The organism is Streptomyces olivaceus, assembly GCF_000721235.1.
GTDB lineage: Bacteria > Actinomycetota > Actinomycetes > Streptomycetales > Streptomycetaceae > Streptomyces > Streptomyces olivaceus.
The window spans coordinates 47,099-67,090 of sequence record NZ_JOFH01000021.1; the positions used below are offsets into that span (position 1 = coordinate 47,099).

At 71.5% G+C, this 19,992-nt stretch carries 18 protein-coding genes; 9 read left to right on the forward strand and 9 right to left on the reverse strand.

Features of this window, described 5'->3' with window-relative positions; translation table 11 throughout:
* The first annotated feature begins 272 nt into the window (after positions 1 to 272).
* The 5 genes from acs (at position 273) to IG94_RS43625 (ending at position 5,844) form a co-directional block, all read left to right on the forward strand.
* Positions 273 to 2,228, forward strand: coding sequence for an acetate--CoA ligase (gene acs / locus IG94_RS0123515; RefSeq protein ID WP_031040534.1), 1,956 nt, complete (start codon positions 273 to 275; stop codon positions 2,226 to 2,228).
* A gap of 236 nt (positions 2,229 to 2,464) precedes the next feature.
* Entirely contained in the window at positions 2,465 to 3,889 is a 1,425-nt protein-coding gene (gene nhaA / locus IG94_RS0123520; protein ID WP_031040537.1) for a Na+/H+ antiporter NhaA, read from the forward strand.
* Between the two features lie 136 nt (positions 3,890 to 4,025).
* Positions 4,026 to 4,514, forward strand: a complete 489-nt coding sequence (locus IG94_RS0123525) for a phage holin family protein (protein WP_031040541.1) — start codon at positions 4,026 to 4,028, stop codon at positions 4,512 to 4,514.
* Entirely contained in the window at positions 4,511 to 5,500 is a 990-nt protein-coding gene (locus IG94_RS0123530) for an alpha/beta fold hydrolase (RefSeq protein WP_031040544.1), read from the forward strand. Before IG94_RS0123525 ends, IG94_RS0123530 begins: the two co-directional genes overlap by 4 nt.
* Before the next feature lie 158 nt (positions 5,501 to 5,658).
* On the forward strand, positions 5,659 to 5,844 hold the full coding sequence (locus IG94_RS43625) for a hypothetical protein (RefSeq protein ID WP_078892405.1): 186 nt from the start codon (positions 5,659 to 5,661) through the stop codon (positions 5,842 to 5,844).
* A 111-nt stretch (positions 5,845 to 5,955) separates the two neighbouring features.
* Here the strand turns inward: IG94_RS43625 and IG94_RS0123535 are convergent, their stop codons facing one another.
* From IG94_RS0123535 to nth, 3 genes are read right to left on the reverse strand one after another with little or no spacing between them, the layout of a single operon-like run.
* Positions 5,956 to 7,155: a MarP family serine protease gene (locus IG94_RS0123535; RefSeq protein WP_031040547.1), complete on the reverse strand. Its 1,200-nt coding sequence runs from the start codon at positions 7,153 to 7,155 to the stop codon at positions 5,956 to 5,958.
* A 45-nt stretch (positions 7,156 to 7,200) separates the two neighbouring features.
* On the reverse strand, positions 7,201 to 8,031 hold the full coding sequence (locus IG94_RS0123540; RefSeq protein WP_031040550.1) for an NUDIX hydrolase: 831 nt from the start codon (positions 8,029 to 8,031) through the stop codon (positions 7,201 to 7,203).
* Between the two features lie 52 nt (positions 8,032 to 8,083).
* Complete coding sequence (gene nth, locus IG94_RS0123545) at positions 8,084 to 9,166, reverse strand: endonuclease III (RefSeq protein ID WP_372459483.1); 1,083 nt, start codon at positions 9,164 to 9,166, stop codon at positions 8,084 to 8,086.
* Between the two features lie 369 nt (positions 9,167 to 9,535).
* Between nth and IG94_RS0123550 the strand changes: the two genes are divergently transcribed.
* Entirely contained in the window at positions 9,536 to 10,210 is a 675-nt protein-coding gene (locus tag IG94_RS0123550) for a Crp/Fnr family transcriptional regulator (RefSeq protein WP_003975365.1), read from the forward strand.
* 22 nt (positions 10,211 to 10,232) lie between these two features.
* Here IG94_RS0123550 and IG94_RS0123555 read toward each other — a convergent pair whose 3' ends face one another.
* The 5 genes from IG94_RS0123555 to sp36 form a co-directional block, all read right to left on the reverse strand.
* Complete coding sequence (locus tag IG94_RS0123555; RefSeq protein ID WP_031040554.1) at positions 10,233 to 11,075, reverse strand: MBL fold metallo-hydrolase; 843 nt, start codon at positions 11,073 to 11,075, stop codon at positions 10,233 to 10,235.
* Positions 11,072 to 12,073: an NUDIX hydrolase gene (locus tag IG94_RS0123560; RefSeq protein ID WP_107060655.1), complete on the reverse strand. Its 1,002-nt coding sequence runs from the start codon at positions 12,071 to 12,073 to the stop codon at positions 11,072 to 11,074. Before IG94_RS0123560 ends, IG94_RS0123555 begins: the two co-directional genes overlap by 4 nt.
* Before the next feature lie 72 nt (positions 12,074 to 12,145).
* Positions 12,146 to 13,219: an alpha/beta fold hydrolase gene (locus IG94_RS0123565; protein WP_224326491.1), complete on the reverse strand. Its 1,074-nt coding sequence runs from the start codon at positions 13,217 to 13,219 to the stop codon at positions 12,146 to 12,148.
* Positions 13,220 to 13,416: 197 nt separating this feature from the next.
* Entirely contained in the window at positions 13,417 to 13,884 is a 468-nt protein-coding gene (locus IG94_RS0123570; protein ID WP_031040564.1) for a RidA family protein, read from the reverse strand.
* Positions 13,881 to 14,042 carry a Sp36 family protein gene (gene sp36, locus IG94_RS41865; RefSeq protein ID WP_003975360.1) on the reverse strand — a complete coding sequence of 54 codons (162 nt, stop codon included), beginning with the start codon at positions 14,040 to 14,042 and terminating at the stop codon, positions 13,881 to 13,883. The genes IG94_RS0123570 and sp36 overlap by 4 nt, the downstream gene beginning before the upstream one ends.
* A gap of 106 nt (positions 14,043 to 14,148) precedes the next feature.
* Here sp36 and bagA point away from each other — a divergent pair, with 106 nt between their 5' ends.
* Positions 14,149 to 15,126, forward strand: coding sequence for an ATPase BagA (bagA, locus tag IG94_RS0123580; protein WP_031040565.1), 978 nt, complete (start codon positions 14,149 to 14,151; stop codon positions 15,124 to 15,126).
* Positions 15,127 to 15,331: 205 nt separating this feature from the next.
* On the forward strand, positions 15,332 to 16,717 hold the full coding sequence (bagB, locus tag IG94_RS0123585) for an ATPase BagB (protein ID WP_052410833.1): 1,386 nt from the start codon (positions 15,332 to 15,334) through the stop codon (positions 16,715 to 16,717).
* 128 nt (positions 16,718 to 16,845) lie between these two features.
* Here bagB and wblA read toward each other — a convergent pair whose 3' ends face one another.
* Positions 16,846 to 17,187: a transcriptional regulator WblA gene (gene wblA, locus IG94_RS0123590; protein ID WP_031040570.1), complete on the reverse strand. Its 342-nt coding sequence runs from the start codon at positions 17,185 to 17,187 to the stop codon at positions 16,846 to 16,848.
* A 459-nt stretch (positions 17,188 to 17,646) separates the two neighbouring features.
* Here wblA and IG94_RS0123595 point away from each other — a divergent pair, with 459 nt between their 5' ends.
* The gene (locus IG94_RS0123595; protein WP_031040574.1) at positions 17,647 to 19,950 is read left to right on the forward strand and encodes a transglycosylase domain-containing protein; all 2,304 of its coding nucleotides are present in this window, start codon (positions 17,647 to 17,649) and stop codon (positions 19,948 to 19,950) included.
* The last annotated feature ends 42 nt before the right edge of the window (positions 19,951 to 19,992 follow it).

Below are 19,992 nucleotides of genomic sequence, written 5' to 3' on the forward strand. Positions count from 1 at the left end.
CGGTGCCGGCCACCGGTCCGACCCACCGGTGCGCGGCCCCTTGCCGATGCCGCGCACCGGCGTGTCGGACCGGCACGGAGACCTGGAGGTGTGACCGGCGTTACAAAGGGTGAACTGGGCACCGCCGACGTCCGTGGGTACGGGTGACGGGGCCGCGCAGAGCAACCACGACAGGTCTAAACCAGTTGGCTGTCGACCCTTGTCATCGACCCCCCGGGTCTGATGAGCTGTGGCCTGGGACACAACGGACAACCCTGAGAAAGGGAGATGTCGTGAGCAACGAATCCTTGGCCAACCTGCTCAAGGAAGAACGCAGGTTCGCACCCCCCGCCGACCTGGCCGCGAACGCCAATGTCACGGCGGAGGCGTACGAACAGGCCAAGGCCGACCGGCTCGGTTTCTGGGCCGAGCAGGCCCGTCGGCTGACCTGGGCCGAGGAGCCGACCGAGACGCTCGACTGGTCGAACCCCCCGTTCGCCAAGTGGTTCCAGGACGGCAAGCTCAACGTCGCGTACAACTGCGTCGACCGCCACGTCGAGGCCGGGCACGGCGACCGCGTCGCCATCCACTTCGAGGGCGAGCCCGGCGACAGCCGCGCCCTCACCTACGCCGATCTCAAGGACGAGGTCTCCAGGGCCGCCAACGCGCTGCTGGAGCTGGGCGTGCGGAAGGGCGACCGGGTCGCCGTCTACATGCCGATGATCCCCGAGACGGCGATCGCGATGCTGGCCTGCGCCCGGATCGGCGCCGCCCACTCGGTGGTCTTCGGCGGCTTCTCCTCCGACGCGCTCGCCACCCGCATCCAGGACGCCGACGCCCGCGTCGTCATCACCTCCGACGGCGGTTACCGCCGCGGCAAGCCCTCCGCGCTCAAGCCCGCCGTCGACGAGGCCGTCGAGCGCGCCGGGATCGTCGAGCACGTGCTCGTCGTGCGCCGAACCGGCCAGGAGGTCGCCTGGGACGACTCCCGCGACAAGTGGTGGCACGAGACCGTCGACCGGCAGTCCGCCGCGCACACGCCGGAGGCGTTCGACGCGGAGCACCCGCTGTTCATCCTGTACACGTCGGGTACGACGGGCAAGCCCAAGGGCATCCTGCATACCTCCGGCGGCTACCTCACGCAGACGGCCTACACCCACTGGGCCGTCTTCGACCTCAAGCCGGAGACCGACGTCTACTGGTGCACCGCCGACGTCGGCTGGGTCACCGGGCACTCGTACATCGTCTACGGCCCGCTCGCCAACGGCGCGACGCAGGTCATGTACGAGGGCACCCCGGACACCCCGCATCAGGGCCGGTTCTGGGAGATCGTGCAGAAGTACGGCGTGACGACGCTCTACACCGCGCCCACCGCGATCCGGACGTTCATGAAGTGGGGCGACGACATCCCCGCGAAGTTCGACCTGTCCTCCCTGCGGGTCCTCGGCTCGGTCGGCGAGCCGATCAACCCGGAGGCCTGGATCTGGTACCGGAAGACGATCGGCGCCGACGCCACCCCGGTCGTGGACACCTGGTGGCAGACCGAGACCGGCGCGATGATGATCTCTCCGCTGCCGGGCGTGACCGACGCCAAGCCGGGCTCCGCCCAGCGCCCGCTGCCCGGCATCGCCGCCACCGTCGTCGACGACGAGGCCAACGAGGTGCCGAACGGCGGGGGCGGCTACCTCGTCCTCACCGAGCCGTGGCCGTCCATGCTGCGCACCATCTGGGGCGACGACCAGCGGTTCATCGACACGTACTGGTCGCGGTTCGAGGGCAAGTACTTCGCCGGCGACGGCGCGAAGAAGGACGACGACGGCGACATCTGGCTGCTGGGCCGGGTCGACGACGTGATGCTCGTCTCCGGCCACAACATCTCCACCACCGAGGTCGAGTCGGCCCTCGTCTCCCACCCGTCGGTCGCCGAGGCGGCCGTGGTCGGCGCGGCGGACGAGACGACCGGGCAGGCCATCGTGGCCTTCGTGATCCTGCGCGGTACGGCGGCGGAGAGCGAGGACCTGGTCGCCGAGCTGCGCAACCACGTCGGTGCCACGCTCGGGCCGATCGCCAAGCCGAAGCGGATCCTGCCGGTGGCGGAGCTGCCGAAGACCCGCTCCGGCAAGATCATGCGGCGCCTGCTGCGCGACGTGGCGGAGAACCGCCAGCTCGGCGACGTCACGACCCTGACGGACTCGACGGTCATGGATCTCATCCAGACGAAGCTCCCGGCCGCCTCCAGCGAGGACTGAGCCACCACGCACCACGGGCACCGTGCCTCGCGCGGCGAGGACCGAACCACGTACGACCGTGCCACGTACACCGAGGGCACCCGGCATCGCGCACGCGCCGGGTGCCCTCGCCCTGTGTGGCGCCCGGGACCCGGGTAAGCTGGGAGGACGTAGGAGAATCATCAGGACCCTCATGGTGCGCCGGGAAGTCTGGTCGGCACGTGTTCCGTGCTGCCCACCGACCGGAGGATTTCCCCGTGACCGCGCCCCGCACCCCCCGCAAGGCCTTCGGCCGGCTGTCCCTCCCGGAGCGGAACCACCTCGCGGACGCGCTGCGCACCGAGACCGTCGGCGGCGTCCTGCTGCTCGTCGCCGCGATCGCGGCCCTGGTCTGGGTGAACATACCGGCGCTGCACGACAGCTACGAGAGCGTCAGCCACTTCCACTTCGGACCCTCGGCCCTCGGGCTGAACCTCTCGGTCGCACACTGGGCCGCCGACGGACTCCTCGCGGTCTTCTTCTTCGTCGCCGGCATCGAGCTGAAGCGCGAACTCGTCGCCGGTGACCTCAAGGACCCCAAGGCCGCCGCCCTCCCGGTGGTGGCCGCGCTGTGCGGCATGGCCGTACCGGCGCTCGTCTACACCGTCACCGCCACCGCCGGCGGCGGCTCCCTGGCCGGCTGGGCGGTGCCCACGGCCACCGACATCGCCTTCGCGCTCGCCGTACTCGCCGTCATCGGCACCTCGCTGCCGAGCGCGCTGCGCGCGTTCCTGCTGACGCTCGCCGTCGTGGACGACCTGTTCGCGATCCTGATCATCGCGGTCTTCTTCACGGACGGCCTCGATTTCGCCGCGCTCGGCGGCGCGGCCGTCGGCCTCGTGGTCTTCTGGCTGCTGCTCCGGGCCGGGGTGCGCGGCTGGTACGTGTACGTCCCGCTCGGCCTCGTGATCTGGGGCCTGATGTACAACAGCGGCATCCACGCCACCATCGCCGGTGTCGCGATGGGCCTGATGCTGCGCTGCCACACCCGCGAGGGCGAGGAGCACTCCCCCGGCGAGCGCATCGAGCACCTGGTGCGCCCGCTGTCGGCGGGGCTGGCCGTGCCGCTGTTCGCCCTGTTCAGCGCGGGAGTGGCGGTGTCCGGCGGGGCGCTGGCCGACGTGTTCACCCAGCCGGAGACTCTCGGCGTGGTGCTGGGTCTCGTCGTCGGCAAGACGCTGGGCATCTTCGGCGGCACCTGGCTGACCTCGCGTTTCACCCGCGCGTCGCTCAGCGACGACCTGCAGTGGGCCGACGTGTTCGCGGTGGCGACCCTGGCCGGCATCGGGTTCACCGTCTCGCTGCTCATCGGCGAGCTGGCCTTCGAGGGCGAGGGGTCGATGACGGACCAGGTCAAGGCCGCTGTCCTGACCGGCTCCCTGATCGCGGCTGCCCTGGCGACGGTGCTGCTGAAGGTACGCAACGCGAAGTACCGGGGGATGGTCGCGGAGGAGGAGCGCGACGACGACCTCAGCGGTATTCCGGACATCTACGAGCAGGACGATCCCGAGTACCACCTGCGCGTGGCCGCCGTCTACGAGAAGAAGGCCGCCGAGCACCGCCGGATCGCCGAAGAGATGAAGTCGGCGCGGCTTGCCGAAGTGACGGGCGGGGCAGGCGAGGAGGGCGACGGTCCGGCATGATCTGACGAGACGGTACAAAAGAGGGGACCGTTCGCAGTCGGACCGCACCCGGCCGGACCGGGAGACCGGCAGGACCGGGGACGCCTCGACGCCACGGAACCGTACGCAGATGAGCCAGTAGAAGAGGGAGACCGCGATGAGCGCACCCGACGGCAGCCCGGTCGGCACCGAACGCAGCATCGGCCAGCTGTTCGCCTCGGCGACCACCGAAATGTCGGCGCTCGTGCACGACGAGATCGCACTGGCCAAGGCCCAGTTGCGCAAGGACGTCAAGCGCGGGGCGACGAGCGGCGGAGCGCTGTCCGCCGCGGGCCTGGTCCTGCTCTTCTCGCTGCCGATGCTGAGCTTCGCCCTGGCCTACGGCATCCGGACCTGGAGCGGCTGGAACCTCGCGGTCTGCTTCCTGCTGTCCTTCGCGGCCAACGTCCTCGTCGCCGGCCTCCTGGCGCTGATCGGCGTGGTCTTCCTGAAGAAGGCCAAGAAGGGCCGTGGCCCGCAGAAGGTCGCCGCGTCGGTGAAGGAGTCGGCGGGCGTCCTGCAGAACGCCAAGCCGCACCCGCGTCCGGAACTGCCGGCGGACCGGTCCCCCGAAGCCATCGAGGCTGTGGCACGCTCGTCCTCATGACGGGCTCCACCACCCCTTCGGGTCAATCCTCCTCCCCCTCGGGCCATTCCTCCTCGGCGCAGCACCCCACCTCGGTCGTACGCCTGGAGGTCCCGGGCGGGCGCGAGGTGATCCACCGGGACGTCGCGGCCAACGGCGCCCGTTTCCACATCGCCGAGCTGGGCGACGGGCCGCTGGTGCTGCTGCTGCACGGATTCCCGCAGTTCTGGTGGACCTGGCGGCACCAGCTGACGGCGCTCGCCGACGCGGGTTTCCGGGCGGTGGCCATGGATCTGCGCGGCGTCGGCGGCAGCGACCGCACCCCGCGCGGCTACGACCCGGCCGGTCTCGCGCTCGACATCACCGGCGTGGTCCGCTCGCTCGGCGAGCCGGACGCCGCGCTGGTCGGCCACGACCTCGGCGGCTACCTGGCCTGGACGGCCGCCGCGATGCGGCCCAAGCTGGTGCGGCGGCTGGCGGTCTCCTCCATGCCGCATCCCCGGCGCTGGCGTTCGGCCATGCTCGGCGACGTCCGCCAGAGCCGGGCGGGCTCCTACATCTGGGGCTTCCAGCGGCCGTGGGTCCCGGAGCGCCAACTGACCGCGGACGACGGCGCGCTGGTCGGCCGGCTGCTCCACGACTGGGCCGGGCCGAGGATGCTGGAGGAGGAAGCGGTGTCGGCGTACCGCCGCGCCATGTGCATCCCCTCCACGGCGCACTGCTCCGTCGAGCCGTACCGCTGGCTGGTGCGGTCGCTGGCCCGTCCGGACGGCATCCAGTTCTACCGCCGGATGAAGCGCCCGGTGCGCGTGCCGACCCTGCACCTGCACGGCTCACTGGACCCCGTGATGCGCACGCGCAGCGCGGCCGGATCCGGGCAGTACGTCGAAGCGCCGTACCGCTGGCGGCTGTTCGACGGACTCGGCCACTTCCCGCACGAAGAGGACCCGGTCGCGTTCTCGACCGAACTGATCAACTGGCTGAAGGATCCCGAGCCCGACAGGTGACGGTTCGATACGATTCGGTCTCGTTCGGTGACCGAACGATCCCATCCGGTATACGAACCGGAACGCCCGTCAGATCGACGGCCACTTGCCCCGCGCATACGCCAATTGGGGGCGCCGGGAGTGGTTATCGACCTTCGGGCGGGGGCAGACGTCCCGGTATGGGCTGGACGCACGACTACAGTGACGTAGCACGCGACGGCCGCTCCACGAGCGGCGCGAGCAGCACCCACCGACCAGGCGGCACCCCGCAACTCGCGGGTGCGGACCTGCGGGTGGGCATTCCGCACATCCTGCGCCGCCGGGCCCGCTGGGTATCCGCCCGCCTGCGCCATCCACGGACCTGACCCGCACCGCGATCGCCCCGGGGCGATCCGCACCGCGATGACCCCGGGCGTCCCGCGCCGCGACCGGCGTACGCGAGTACGCGGCACGCACCGCGGCCGCCGGGACTCCGGTCAGAGCGCGCAGCTGTCGCTGTCCACCTGCTGGCTGGCGGTGCGGCCCTTGGCGATGTCCTCGCGGATCTCGTCCACGGTGAGCGCGTAACCGGTGTCGGGGTCGTCCAGGGACTTGGCGAAGACGACGCCGTACACCTCGCCGCGGGGCGTCAGCAGCGGGCCGCCCGAGTTGCCCTGACGGACGGTCGTGAACAGCGAGTACACGTCGCGGCGGACGCTGTCGCGGTGGTAGATGTCCGGACCGTTGGCCGTGATGCGGTCGCGTACGCGCGCGGCGCGGACGTCGTACGCCCCGTTCTCCGGGAAGCCAGCGACGATCGCGCCGTCGCTGCGGGCGGCGTCACCGGTGGCGAACCGCAGCGCGGGCGCGCTCAGTTCCGGCACGTCCAGTACGGCGATGTCGCGCCGCCAGTCGTAGAGGACGACGGTCGCGTCGTACTTCTGGCCCTCGCCCCCTATCTGCACCGTGGGTTCGTCGACGCCGCCCACCACGTGGGCGTTGGTCATGACGCGGCGGTCGCCGAAGACGAAGCCGGTGCCCTCCAGGACCTTGCCGCAGTCGGGGGCGGTGCCCATGACCTTGACGATGGACCGCTTGGCGGTGACGGCGACCTGGCTGCTCGCCAGGGCCGGGTCGGGCGCCGGAACCTCGGGGCTCGCCTCGTCGGTGAACGGGTTGAAGACCTGGGGCAGCCCGTCCTCCGCGAGGATCGAGGTGAAGCCGTCGAACCAGGTTTCGGCGCCCTCCGGCAGCACCTCCTGCACACCCGCGAGCACCGTGGACCGCCGCACCTCCGTGCCCACCGTGGGCATGGTGGTCTGCGAGAGGGCGGTGCCGAGCAGCCAGGCGACCAGGAGCATGGCGACGACGTTGACCAGGGCGCCGCCGGTGGCGTCCAGGGCACGCGCCGGGGACCACACGATGTGGCGGCGCAGCTTGTTGCCCAGATGGGTCGTCAGGGCCTGGCCGACGGAAGCGCACACGATGACGATGACGACCGCGACCACGGCGGCGGTCGTGCTGACCTCAGCGTTGTCCGTCAGCGCGTCCCAGACGACCGGCAGCAGGTAGACGGCGACGAGACCGCCGCCGAGGAAGCCGATCACCGAGAGGATGCCGACGACGAAGCCCTGGCGGAACCCGATAATCGCGAACCAGACAGCGGCCAGCAGCAACAGGATGTCCAGCACGTTCACTGATTCAGGCCTCGCCTTGTCGTCTTCGGTACGCGGGCCAGCCTGTCATGCGCGCCAGTCCAGCGGGACCTGCTTCTCCCGGTCCCACGGCCGCTCCCAGCCCGCGAAGTGCAGCAACCGGTCGATGACACCCGCCGTGAACCCCCACACGAGCGCCGATTCGACCAGGAATGCCGGGCCCCGGTGGCCGCTGGGGTGCAGGGTGGTCACCCTGTTGGCCGGGTCCGTGAGATCCGCCACGGGGACCGTGAAGACCCGCGCCGTCTCCCCCGGATCGACGACGCCGACCGGGCTGGGTTCGCGCCACCAGGCCAGTACGGGAGTGACGACGAAGCCGCTGACCGGGATGTAGAGCTTGGGCAGCACCCCGAAGAGCTGCACGCCGGCCGGGTCGAGGCCGGTCTCCTCCTCGGCCTCCCGCAGGGCCGCCCGCAAGGGCCCGTCACCGCGCGGATCACCGTCCTCGGGGTCGAGGGCGCCGCCCGGGAAGGCCGGCTGGCCGGGGTGAGAACGCAGGGAACCGGCCCGCTCCATGAGCAGCAGCTCGGGGCCGCGGCCGGTCTTCCTCTCCCGGACCTCGCGCGGGCCGTCTCCGGCGGCGGCTGCGCGCGCGGGATCAGCAGCCGCGCCTGAGCGCGTGGGACCGGCAGCGCCTTCGCGCATGGACTCTCCGGTGGGCTCTCCGGCGTCCGCGCGCGTGCCGTCGCCGAAGAGGATCAGGACGGCGGACTGGCGGCCCGCACCGTCGGCCGGCGGCAGGAAGCGGCTGAGCTGGGTGGGCCGCACCGTCTCGGCCGCCCGCGCCACCGGGTCCAGCCAGCCGGGCAGGCCCTCCTTGCTGAGCTCCGCGCCCCGCGTGCCGCTCACCCGTGTCATCTCCACCCCCGCCCTGCCGACTCCAACGCCCGACACCCCCGAGATCGTTCCGTCACCCGGCCCCCAGCGGCGGCGCCGGTTTGCCGCCCGCCTCCAGGTACGACCGGGGCGGATTCAGCCGCTGGCCGGGGAAGCCGCCCTTCTCGTACTTCAGCAGCTTCTCCGCCTTCTCCGGGTCCGTCTCCCCCTCGCCGTACGCCGGGCACAGCGGGGCGACGGGGCAGGCACCGCAGGCCGGCTTGCGGGCGTGGCAGATGCGGCGGCCGTGCCAGATCACGTGGTGGGAGAGGTCTGTCCAGTCGCTCTTCGGGAACAGCGCGCCGACGGCGGCCTCGATCTTGTCCGGGTCGGTCGCCTCGGTCCACCGCCAGCGGCGCACCAGGCGCTGGAAGTGCGTGTCCACCGTGATGCCGGGGCGGCCGAAGGCGTTGCCGAGCACCACGAAGGCGGTCTTGCGGCCGACACCGGGCAGCTTGACGAGGTCTTCGAGGCGACCGGGGACCTCGCCGCCGAAGTCCTCCGCCAGGACCTTGGACAGCCCTATGACGGACTTGGTCTTGGCCCGGAAGAAACCGGTCGGGCGGAGGATCTCCTCGACCTCCTCCGGGTTGGCGGCGGCCAGGTCCTCCGGCGTCGGGTACTTGGCGAAGAGGGCCGGTGTCGTCTGGTTGACGCGCAGGTCGGTGGTCTGGGCGGACAGCACCGTCGCCACGACGAGCTGGAACGGGTTCTCGAAGTCCAGCTCCGGATGGGCGTACGGGTAGACCTCGGCGAGCTCGCGGTCGATCCGGCGGGCGCGGCGGACCAGGGCGGTGCGCGACTCGCCGCGCGGCGGCTGCGCGGCGACCGCCTTCGCCGGGGCGACGCCCTCGACGGCCGCGGCGGCCTTCTTCGGCGCGACGACGGGCTTCTTGGCGGGTGCCTGCTTCTTGACGGGCGCGGTCTTCTTCGCGGACGCCGACTTCCTGGCGGGCGCGGTCTTCTTCGCGGACGCCGACTTCCTGGCGGCAGCCGGCTGCTTCGCGTTCGCGGCGGCGGCCTTCTTCACCGGCGCCGACTTCTTGGCGGGCGCCGCCTTCTCATTCCTCCCGGCTCGCTGAGTCTTCTCGGTACCGGTCGCGGCCTTCTTCGTCACGGCTTCCTTCTCCGCGGTCACCCTCTCGGCAGGCGTCGACCGCTTTTTCGTTTTCGCCGCTTCCCTACCGCCATCGGGACCCTGTTCGCCCACAGCGGAATCGCGACGTGCACCCACCCGCGCAGCCCCCCAGGCCTGTGCTCTCACCGGCGACTTGGACACCCGGCCAGCCTACGACCCGACACCGACATCTGCCCCGGACCTCGAAGATCGGCGTCCAATTGGACCCCTGCCGCGTACCCCGGGACACCAGTGCGGCATCCTTGTGACAGATCACACTGTTTGGACTGTCCGGCAAAATGGGCACCACGGACCCCTGGTACACCGGGGGAACAAGATCCTCTGAGCCGGTCGACAAGGAGAGAACTCGTGGACGACGTTCTGCGGCGCAACCCGCTCTTCGCGGCGCTCGACGACGAGCAATCCGCGGAGCTCCGCGCCTCCATGAGTGAGGTGACCCTCGCCCGCGGCGACACCCTGTTCCACGAGGGGGACCCCGGGGACCGCCTCTACGTGGTCACGGAAGGCAAGGTCAAGCTTCACCGCACGTCCCCCGACGGGCGCGAGAACATGCTCGCCGTCGTCGGTCCCAGCGAGCTGATCGGCGAGCTGTCGCTCTTCGACCCGGGCCCGCGCACGGCGACCGGCACCGCGCTGACCGAGGTCAAGCTGCTCGCCCTCGGCCACGGCGACCTCCAGCCCTGGCTGAACGTCCGCCCCGAGGTGGCCACCGCCCTGCTGCGTGCCGTCGCCCGCCGCCTGCGCAAGACCAACGACGCCATGTCGGATTTGGTCTTCTCGGACGTCCCCGGCCGTGTCGCCCGCGCCCTGCTCGACCTCTCGCGCCGCTTCGGCGTGCAGTCCGAGGAGGGCATCCACGTCGTCCACGACCTGACGCAGGAGGAGCTGGCCCAGCTGGTCGGCGCGTCCCGCGAGACGGTCAACAAGGCGCTGGCGGACTTCGCCCAGCGCGGCTGGCTCCGCCTGGAGGCCCGCGCGGTGATCCTGCTGGACGTCGAGCGGCTGGCCAAGCGCTCCCGCTGACGCCGGGGGTGTCCGGAGGCGATCACTCCGGACGCTGGATCAGCCCGTGCTCGCGCAGGTACTCCAGCTGTGCCCGCACCGAGAGTTCCGCCGCGGGCCACAGGGAGCGGTCGACGTCCGCGTACACGTGGGCGACGACCTCCCCGGGCGTCCGGTGGCCGTCCTCGACCGCCGTCTCCACCTGGGCGAGACGGTGGGCCCGATGGGCCAGGTAGTACTCCACGACGCCCTGGGCGTCCTCCAGCACGGGCCCGTGGCCGGGAAGCACCGTGTGCACGCCGTCGTCGGCCGTGAGCGACCTGAGCCTGCGCAGCGAGTCCAGGTAGTCGCCGAGGCGGCCGTCCGGGTGGGCCACCACCGTCGTACCGCGTCCCAGGACGGTGTCGCCCGTCAGGACCGCCCGGTCGGCGGGCAGGTGGAAGGACAGGGAGTCGGCCGTGTGCCCGGGGGTCGGTACGACCCTCAGCTCCAGGCCCCCGACCCCGATCACGTCACCGGCGGCCAGCCCCTCGTCGCCGAGCCGCAGCGCCGGGTCCAGGGCCCGTACGTTCGTGCGCGTCAGCTCGGCGAAGCGCGCGGCGCCCTCCGCGTGGTCCGGGTGGCCGTGTGTCAGCAGCGTCAGCGCGACACGCTTGCCGGCCTGCTCGGCCGTGTCGACGACACGCCGCAGGTGGGTGTCGTCCAGCGGGCCCGGGTCGACCACGACGGCCAGGTCGGAGCCGGGTTCGGCGAGGATCCAGGTGTTGGTGCCATCCAGGGTCATCGCCGAGGCGTTCGGCGCGAGAACGTTCACCGCGCGCGCGGTGGCGGGCCCGGAGAGGACGCCGCCCCTCGGCTGGCCGGGCAGTGCTGCTGCGTCCGTCATGCGGAGGTTCCCCCGGTCGGGTCGGGATCGGGACCGGCATCGTCGTCCGGGGCGGAGGGACTCGCGGCCTCCGGCGCCGTGCTCGGGACGTGCTTGGTGAACTCCTCGTGCCCCGGCCAGGAGAGGACGACCTCGTCGTCCAGGAGCCGGGCCCGGGCCAGTACGGGCGTCATGTCCCGCTGCGGAGCCGACGCCAGCGCCTCGGCCGCCGTACGGCACGCCGCGAGGCCGCGCAGGGTCGCGACGGTCGGCGGCATCATCAGCAGCTCGCCCCGGTCGTACCCGGCCGCCGCCTCCTGCGGCGCGATCCACACCGTGCGGTCGGCCTCCGTGGATGCGTTGCGGGTGCGCTGCCCCTCGGGGAGCGCGGCCACGAAGAACCACGTGTCGTAGCGGCGCGACTCGAACTCCGGGGTGATCCAGCGGGCCCAGGCGCCCAGCAGGTCGGAGCGCAGGACGAGACCCCGGCGGTCCAGGAACTCGGCGAAGGACAGCTCGCGGGCGACCAGGGCGGAGCGGTCCGCCTCCCAGTCGGCACCGGTCGTGTCGCCGGCCACCGAGTCGCCGGTCGGGCCGGCGAGGAGCACACCCGCCTCCTCGAAGGTCTCGCGCACGGCCGCGCAGACGATCGCCTGGGCGCCGGCCTCGTCGACGCCGAGCCGGTCCGCCCACCACGCGCGCGTGGGGCCCGCCCAGCCGATGTCCCGGTCGTCGTCGCGCGGGTCGACGCCGCCGCCCGGATAGGCGTACGCACCCCCGGCGAACGCCATGGAGGTACGGCGGCGCAGCATGTGGACGGCCGTGCCGCCGTCCCCGCCGGTGTCCTTCAGGAGCATGACGGTGGCCGCCCGCCTGGGGGTCACCGGAGTGAGGGTCCCCGCGGCCAGCGCCCGGATGCGGTCCGGCCACTCCGGTGGGTACCACTGGCCGTTCGCCGGACCGCCCGGCCGCTCACCCGGCCGCTCACCCGCCCGGCCGTTCGCCTGACCTTTCGCCATGGCCGGAGGCTATCCGGTGGTGGGCGGATGTTCGAGTGGCCCCGGGAGCGGGACGGACGGGTGAGACGGACGTCATCCGGGCAGGGCGGCCAGCCACTCGGTCAGCAGCCGGTTGGTCTCCTCCGGCCGCTCCTGCTGGAGCCAGTGGCCGCAGCCGTCGAGGAGGTGCGCGGCGCTCAGCCCGGGCAGCGTCGTGGGATACGCCTCGATCGCGTCCGAGAGCCAGGTGGTGGAGGCGTCCAGGGCGCCCCCGAGGAACAGGGCGGGCTGCGTGATCGGCGCGCCCTCGTGTGCGGTCAGGTCCTCCCAGTCGCGGTCCATGTTGCGGTAGCGGTTGAGGGCGCCGGTCAGGCCGGTGCGCTCGAACTCCCCCGCGTAGACGTCCAGCTCCTCCTCGGTGAGCCAGGCCGGCAGCCTCCCCGCGGCCGGGAACCGGTCGCGCAGCCTGCCGCCGGGCGCGACGAAGTGCGGGTCGGGCTCCTGGGGCGCCGGCATGGTGTCGGCGGACAGCGCGGCGTAGAACCCGGCGAGCCAGCCGCGTACGTCGGGCTCGATCTCCGCCTCGGCCCGGCCGGGCTCCTGGAAGTACGAGACGTAGAACTCCTGCCCGGCGAAGGGCCCGGCGGCGCCCAGGCCGGCGAAGACGTCGCTGGGCCGCGGGCCGCCCGGCGGGGTGTACGGCACGCTCAGCAGGCCCACCGCGCGGAAGACGTCCGGCCGCAGCAGCGCGGAGTGGGCGGCGATGTTCGCGCCCCAGTCGTGGCCGACGACCACGGCGGAGCGCTCGCCCAGCGCCTCCACGACGGCGACGTTGTCCGCCACCAGATCCAGCATGCGGTACGCCTCGACGGCGTCCGGCCGTGAGGAGCGCCCGTACCCGCGGACGTCGACGGCGACGGCCCGGAACCCGGCGGCGGCCAGCGCGGGGAGCTGGCGGCGCCAGGAGTACCAGGACTCGGGAAAGCCGTGCACGAGCAGTACCAGTGGCCCGCTGCCCTGCTCCACCAGGTGGACGCGGCCCGCGGGCGAGGGGACCAGACGGTGCACGGGCCGGGAGGCAGGCGGGGAGACGGGCCGGTGGCCGGACCGGGGGCCGGACCGGCCGGAACGGTTCTCGGCCGGGTCGCTCGTGGACGGCTTCGGCATGGCTCCTCCTGGCGCATACGGGGTCGGTACGGCCCCGGAACCGGCCGGGACCGCTCCGGCCCGCCGGAGCCGGCTCCCACGCCGTACGGGGCACCGGAACCGATCCTGCGGGGACGCCACGAGGGAGGCGAGCTTTGTTGCCGCCCTGGCAACGGGCCCCCGCGCGGTGAACGCATCCCCGCGCGGTGGCGGGTCCGCTACGCCTGGACGAGCTCCACCTGGACCTCGACCTCGACCGGCGCGTCCAGCGGGAGGACCGCCACGCCGACCGCGCTGCGGGCGTGGACGCCCTTGTCGCCGAGGACCTCGCCGAGGAGCTCGCTGGCGCCGTTGATCACACCGGGCTGGCCGGTGAAGTCGGTCGCGGACGCGACGAAGCCGACGACCTTGACGACACGCGCGACGCGGTCGAGGTCGCCGGCGACGGACTTGACGGCGGCCAGGGCGTTCAGCGCGCAGGTGCGTGCCAGTTCCTTGGCCTCCTCCGCGGTGACCTCGGCGCCCACCTTGCCGGTGACCGCGAGTTTGCCGTCCAGCATGGGCAGCTGGCCGGAGGTGTAAACGTACGGGCCCGACTGCACGGCCGGCTGGTAGGCGGCCAGCGGCGGAACGACCTCGGGCAGCGTCAGCCCCAGCTCGGCGAGCCTGGCCTCGACGGCACTCATGCCTGCTTCTCCCGCTTCAGGTAGGCGACGAGCTGCTCGGGATTGTTCGGCCCGGGCACGACCTGGACGAGCTCCCAGCCGTCCTCGCCCCAGGTGTCCAGAATCTGCTTCGTGGCATGGACGAGCAGCGGCACGGTTGCGTATTCCCACTTGGTCATGCGGCCGACTCTAGCCGTTGCCGGGGACGCCTCCGCGGGCCGTCCGGAGCGACGTTGTCCACAGCCCCCGGCGTACTCGGAGCCCGAACTGGTTACGCTCGAATACGTGAGCAGGCTCCAGGTCGTCAGTGGCAAGGGCGGAACCGGCAAGACCACGGTGGCCGCGGCCCTAGCGCTGGCCCTGGCCACCGAGGGGAAGCGCGCGCTTCTCGTCGAGGTCGAGGGCCGCCAGGGCATCGCGCAGCTTTTCGAGACGGAGGCGCTGCCCTATGAGGAGCGCAAGATCGCGGTCGCTCCCGGCGGCGGGGAGGTGTACGCCCTCGCCATAGACGCCGAGCGGGCCCTTCTGGACTACCTCCAGATGTTCTACAAGCTGGGCAGCGCGGGCCGGGCCCTGAAGAAGCTGGGCGCGATCGACTTCGCGACCACCGTCGCGCCAGGCGTCAGGGACGTGCTGCTGACCGGCAAGGCGTGCGAGGCGGTGCGCCGCAAGGACCGGAACGGGCGGTTCGCGTACGACTACGTCGTCATGGACGCCCCGCCGACGGGCCGCATCACGCGCTTCCTCAACGTCAACGACGAGGTGGCCGGGCTCGCGAAGGTCGGCCCGATACACAATCAGGCGCAGGCCGTGATGCGGGTGCTGAAGTCCCGGGAGACCGCCGTGCACCTGGTGACGCTGCTGGAGGAGATGCCGGTCCAGGAGACCGCCGACGGCATCGCCGAGCTGCGGGCGGCACGGCTCCCGGTGGGCAGGGTCGTCGTCAACATGGTCCGGCCCCAGGTGCTGGACGCGACCGACCTGGAACGCGTGGGGAGCACCTCGCGTACGGCGCTCGCGCGGTCCCTGTCCGGTGCCGGGCTCGGCGGGGCGCGGCGCGGCGGGCACGCCGAGCGGCTGGTGGACCCGCTCCTCGCGCAGGCCGCGGAGTACGGCGAGCGGTACGCGCTGGAGCAGGAGCAGCGGGCCGTCCTGACCGACCTGGGCCTGCCGCTGGACGAACTGCCGCTGCTCGCCGAGGGCATGGACCTGGCGGGCCTGTACGAACTCGCCGCCGAGCTGCGGAAGCAGGGGATCGCATGAGCCCGGAAGCGGGGATCGCATGAGCGCGGAAGCGGGGAAGCGGACGAGCCCGGAAGCGGGGAAGCGCACGGGCTCGGAAACCGGTAAGCACACGAGCCCGGAAACCGGTAAGCGCGCGAGCCCGGAAACCGGAGAACACACGAACCCGGCAACCGGAAAGCGCGCGAGCGGTGGCCCGGCCCGGCAGCAGGACGGCGCCCGGCGGCTGGCCCCCGCGCGGGTGCTCGACGTCGACCCGCTGCTGGACGACCCGCAGACCCGCATCGTGGTCTGCTGCGGTTCGGGCGGGGTCGGCAAGACGACCACCGCTGCGGCCCTGGGGCTGCGCGCGGCCGAGCGCGGCCGCAAGGTGGTCGTCCTCACCATCGACCCGGCCCGGCGGCTCGCCCAGTCGATGGGCATCGACTCGCTCGACAACACCCCGCGCCGGGTCAAGGGCGTCGACGACTCGGCGGGCGGCGAGCTGCACGCCATGATGCTCGACATGAAGCGCACCTTCGACGAGATCGTCGAGGCGCACGCGGATCCCGACCGGGCGGCGGCGATCCTGGGCAACCCCTTCTACCAGTCGCTCTCGGCGGGCTTCGCGGGCACGCAGGAGTACATGGCGATGGAGAAGCTGGGGCAGCTGCGGGGGCGGGACGAGTGGGACCTCATCGTCGTCGACACGCCGCCGTCGCGCTCGGCGCTGGACTTCCTGGACGCCCCCAAGCGCCTCGGTTCCTTCCTCGACGGCAAGCTGATCCGGGTCCTGCTGGCCCCCGCGAAGGTCGGCGGCCGGGCCGGCATGAAGTTCCTGAACGTCGGCATGTCGATGATGACCGGCGTCCTGGGGAAGGTGCTGGGCGGGCAGTTCCTGAAGGACGTGCAGACCTTCGTGGCCGCGATGGACTCCATGTTCGGCGGTTTCCGCACCCGCGCCGACGCGACGTACAAGCTGCTGCAGGCGCCGGGGACGGCGTTCCTGGTGGTCGCGGCGCCGGAGCGGGACGCGCTGCGCGAGGCCGCGTACTTCGTCCAGCGGCTGGCCGCCGAGGACATGCCGCTCGCCGGTCTGGTGCTCAACCGGGTGCACGGCAGCGGCGCCGACCGGCTGTCGGCCGAGCGGGCGATCGCCGCCGCGGAAAATCTTGAGGATCCCCGCATTGTGGATCAGGGCGACGGGAAAGCTGGAGTTCGTAACTCTCCCGACACGCAAGGCAGTTCAGAGTCGGCCGAGCCCGAGTCCGGCGCCGCCCCCGACGCCACCGCTCCCGGCTCCGCCCCCGCACCCTCTCCCGAGGCGCCCTCTCCCACGGCTCCCGGCACACCGGCGGACCCGTCCGCAGGCACGCAGGCGACCGCGCCGGACGACACGCCGGAGCGGTCCGTCGACGGGCTCGCGGCCGGTCTGCTGAGGCTGCACGCGGAGCGCATGCACCTGCTCGCCCGCGAGCAGCGCACGCGGGACCGCTTCACCGCACGGCACCCCGAAGTGGCGGTCACCGAGGTGGCCGCGCTCCCCGGCGACGTGCACGACCTCGCGGGTCTGCGGGACGTCGGCGCACGCCTGGCGACCGACCGGCCCGAGCTGCCCGATCCGGGCGCCTGAGAGGCGGAGGCCTGTTCAGGTTCGAGGACCGTCAGGATTCGAGGACCGTCGGATTCGACAACCGTCAGACAGCCGGACCGTCAGATTCCCGGACCGTCAGATTCCGGACTCACCCCACGATCGCCGACTCACCCCACGGCCGCCGCGTAGTTCTCGTAGATCTCGTCGTCGTCGAGGGGCACGATGCCGGCCCCCCGCTCGTACTCCGTCCGCGCCGTCTCCAGCAGCCGGCGCCAGGAGGTCACGGTGGGCCGCCTGCGCAGCAGCGCGCGGCGCTCCCGCTCCGTCATTCCTCCCCACACGCCGAACTCGACGCGGTTGTCCAGCGCGTCGGCCAGGCACTCGGTCCGCACCGGGCACCCGGTGCACACCGCCTTGGCCCTGTTCTGCGCTGCTCCCTGAACGAACAGTTCGTCCGGATCGGTAGTGCGGCAGGCGGCCTGCGCACTCCAGTCGGTTACCCAGCCCATACCGGCGCCGTCCTCTCCCGAATCGAGGCTCCCCCACGGCGGCAGCGGCATATTCACCGCCGCCAGTTGAGGACGTTACGGAAGGTGGGCACAGCGCAACACCCCCTTCGGGCCCAATCTTGAATGGCCCGAACGGACTATGGGTAAGCGGCAGATCACCCGGGGGAGTGAGCTGGCGACATGCGCGACTATCCCGGCATTCCGGTCATCTTCGCTGCGCCACAACGGACACTGATTGACACACGAGGCGGATTCGGACACACACCTCACGCGCCGCGGAACGCGCCGGTACACACCAACGCGCCCCCAGCGGGGCCTCGCAGAAAAAATTCGAGCAGATCCGGAACGATTCGGGGTCGCCGGACGTATTGATACGTGGCCGCACTGCTGTGACAGTTGGGTGCAGCTTAGGCCAAGGCATATACGCGTGTCCGGCGAATGAGAACGTAGGCTGCCTCCATGCCAAAGAAGCGCTCGGGCGGTGGTCTGTCGCCAACGCAGCAGGCCGCCAAATTCCTCGGTGTCAGTGTGCTCGCGGGAGCAGTGCTGGCCGGCATCGCGTTGCCCGCAGTGGGCGCGCTGGGGCTGGCCGCCAAGGGGTCGGTGGAGGGCTTCGACGCCCTCCCGACCAACCTGAAGACTCCCCCGCTGAGCCAGCGCACCACCATCCTCGACACCGAGGGCGACACCATCGCCACGGTCTACTCGCGCGACCGCACGGTGGTCGACCTCAAGGACATCTCGCCGTACATGCAGAAGGCGATCGTCGCGATCGAGGACTCGCGCTTCTACGAGCACGGGGCGATCGACCTCAAGGGCGTCCTGCGCGCGCTCAACAAGAACGCGCGCAGCGGCGAGGTCTCCGAGGGCGCGTCCACGCTCACCCAGCAGTACGTCAAGAACGTCTTCGTGGAGGAGGCGGGCGACGACCCGACCAAGGTCGCGCAGGCCACCCAGCAGACCATCGGCCGCAAGATCCAGGAGCTGAAGCTCGCGATCCAGGTCGAGGAGGAACTGGGCAAGAAGAAGATCCTCGAGAACTACCTGAACATCACCTTCTTCGGCCAGCAGGCCTACGGCGTCGAGGCGGCCTCCCAGCGCTACTTCTCCAAGCACGCCAAGGACCTCAACGTCCAGGAGTCCGCCCTCCTGGCCGGCATCGTCCAGTCGCCCAGCCGCTACGACCCGGTCAACGACGAGGCCGAGGCCACCAAGCGGCGCAACACCGTCCTGACCCGCATGGCCCAGGTCGGCGACATCTCGCAGGCGGAGGCCGCCGAGGCGAAGAAGGCGCCGCTCGGACTGAAGGTCAGCAAGCCCAACAACGGCTGCATCACGGCCGTGAACAGCGCGAGCTTCTTCTGCGACTACGTGCGCGAGGTGTTCCTCAGCGACTCGGTCTTCGGCAAGACCCGCAAGGACCGGGCCAAGGTCTGGAACCAGGGCGGCCTGACCATCCGTACGACCCTCGACCCGCAGGCCCAGGAGTCGGTTAACGACTCCCTGAAGAACCACGTCTACAAGGCGGACTCGGTGGCGGCGGCGGTCACGATGGTCGAGCCGGGCACCGGCAAGATCGTCGGCATGGGCCAGTCGAAGCCGTTCGGCTACGGCAAGAACGAGACGGAGTACAACTACTCGGTCGACGCGGCCTACGGCGGCTCCAACTTCGGCTTCCCGACGGGTTCGACGTTCAAGCCGTTCCTGGCGGCCGCGGCCCTGGAGGAGAACGTCCCGGCGACGAAGGAGTACTCGTCGCCGTACGACATGGACTACCCGAGCCCCATCCAGACCTGCGAGAAGCCCTGGATCAACGACTCCGGCTACCGGGTCGAGAACGAGAACGAGTCGGAGGTCGGCCCGTACCGGCTGAAGGAGGCGATGGCCAAGTCGGTCAACACCTACTTCGTGCAGATGCTCTCCGACATCGGCCTGTGCCCCGTCTCGACCATGGCGGACAAGCTCCACGTCCACCAGGGCAACGGCGACAAGCTGCCGCAGAACCCCTCCGCCCTCGCCCTCGGCTCGGTCGGTATGTCCCCGCTGACCATGGCGAGCGCCTACGCGACCTTCGCCTCGCGCGGCATGTACTGCACGCCGGTCGCGATCGAGTCGATCACGCAGAAGGTCGGAGACGAGCAGAAGTCGCTCGACGTCCCGAAGTCGACGTGCTCGCGGGCCATGTCCGAGAAGACCGCGGACAGCGTGAACACCCTGCTGCGCGGCGTGGTCGACTCCGGTACGGGTAAGGAAGCCGGCCTGGGCGACCGCGACAACGCGGGCAAGACGGGTACGACCGACGAGCGCAAGAACGCCTGGTTCGTCGGCTACACGCCGAACATGTCGGGCGCCGTCTGGGTCGGCAGCGCCACCCAGAAGGTCGAGATGAAGAACATCACGATCGGCGGCGTCTACCACTCCCTCGTCTTCGGTGGCGCGGTCCCCGGTCCGATCTGGAAGGACGCCATGACCGGCGCCCTGTCGGGCAAGGACGCACCGCCGTTCAACCTCGTCGACATCCCGGACGGCGACAAGAACAAGGACAAGAACAAAGACAAGGACAAGGGCCGCGGCGACGACAACAAGCCCGGCGGCGGAAACAACGGCGGTGGCGGCAATGGCGGCGGCGGCAACGACGGCGACGACGAGGGCTTCATCGCCGGCCTGTCCGACGGCGGCACCGGCGACGGCGGTTCGGACGACGGCGGCTTCCCCGGCAACTGGTTCCAGGGCGCGGGCAACGGCCCCGGCGGACGCGACTGACGAGCGGTCCCGTCGGTCTGTGGCCGGATGACCGGGTACCGG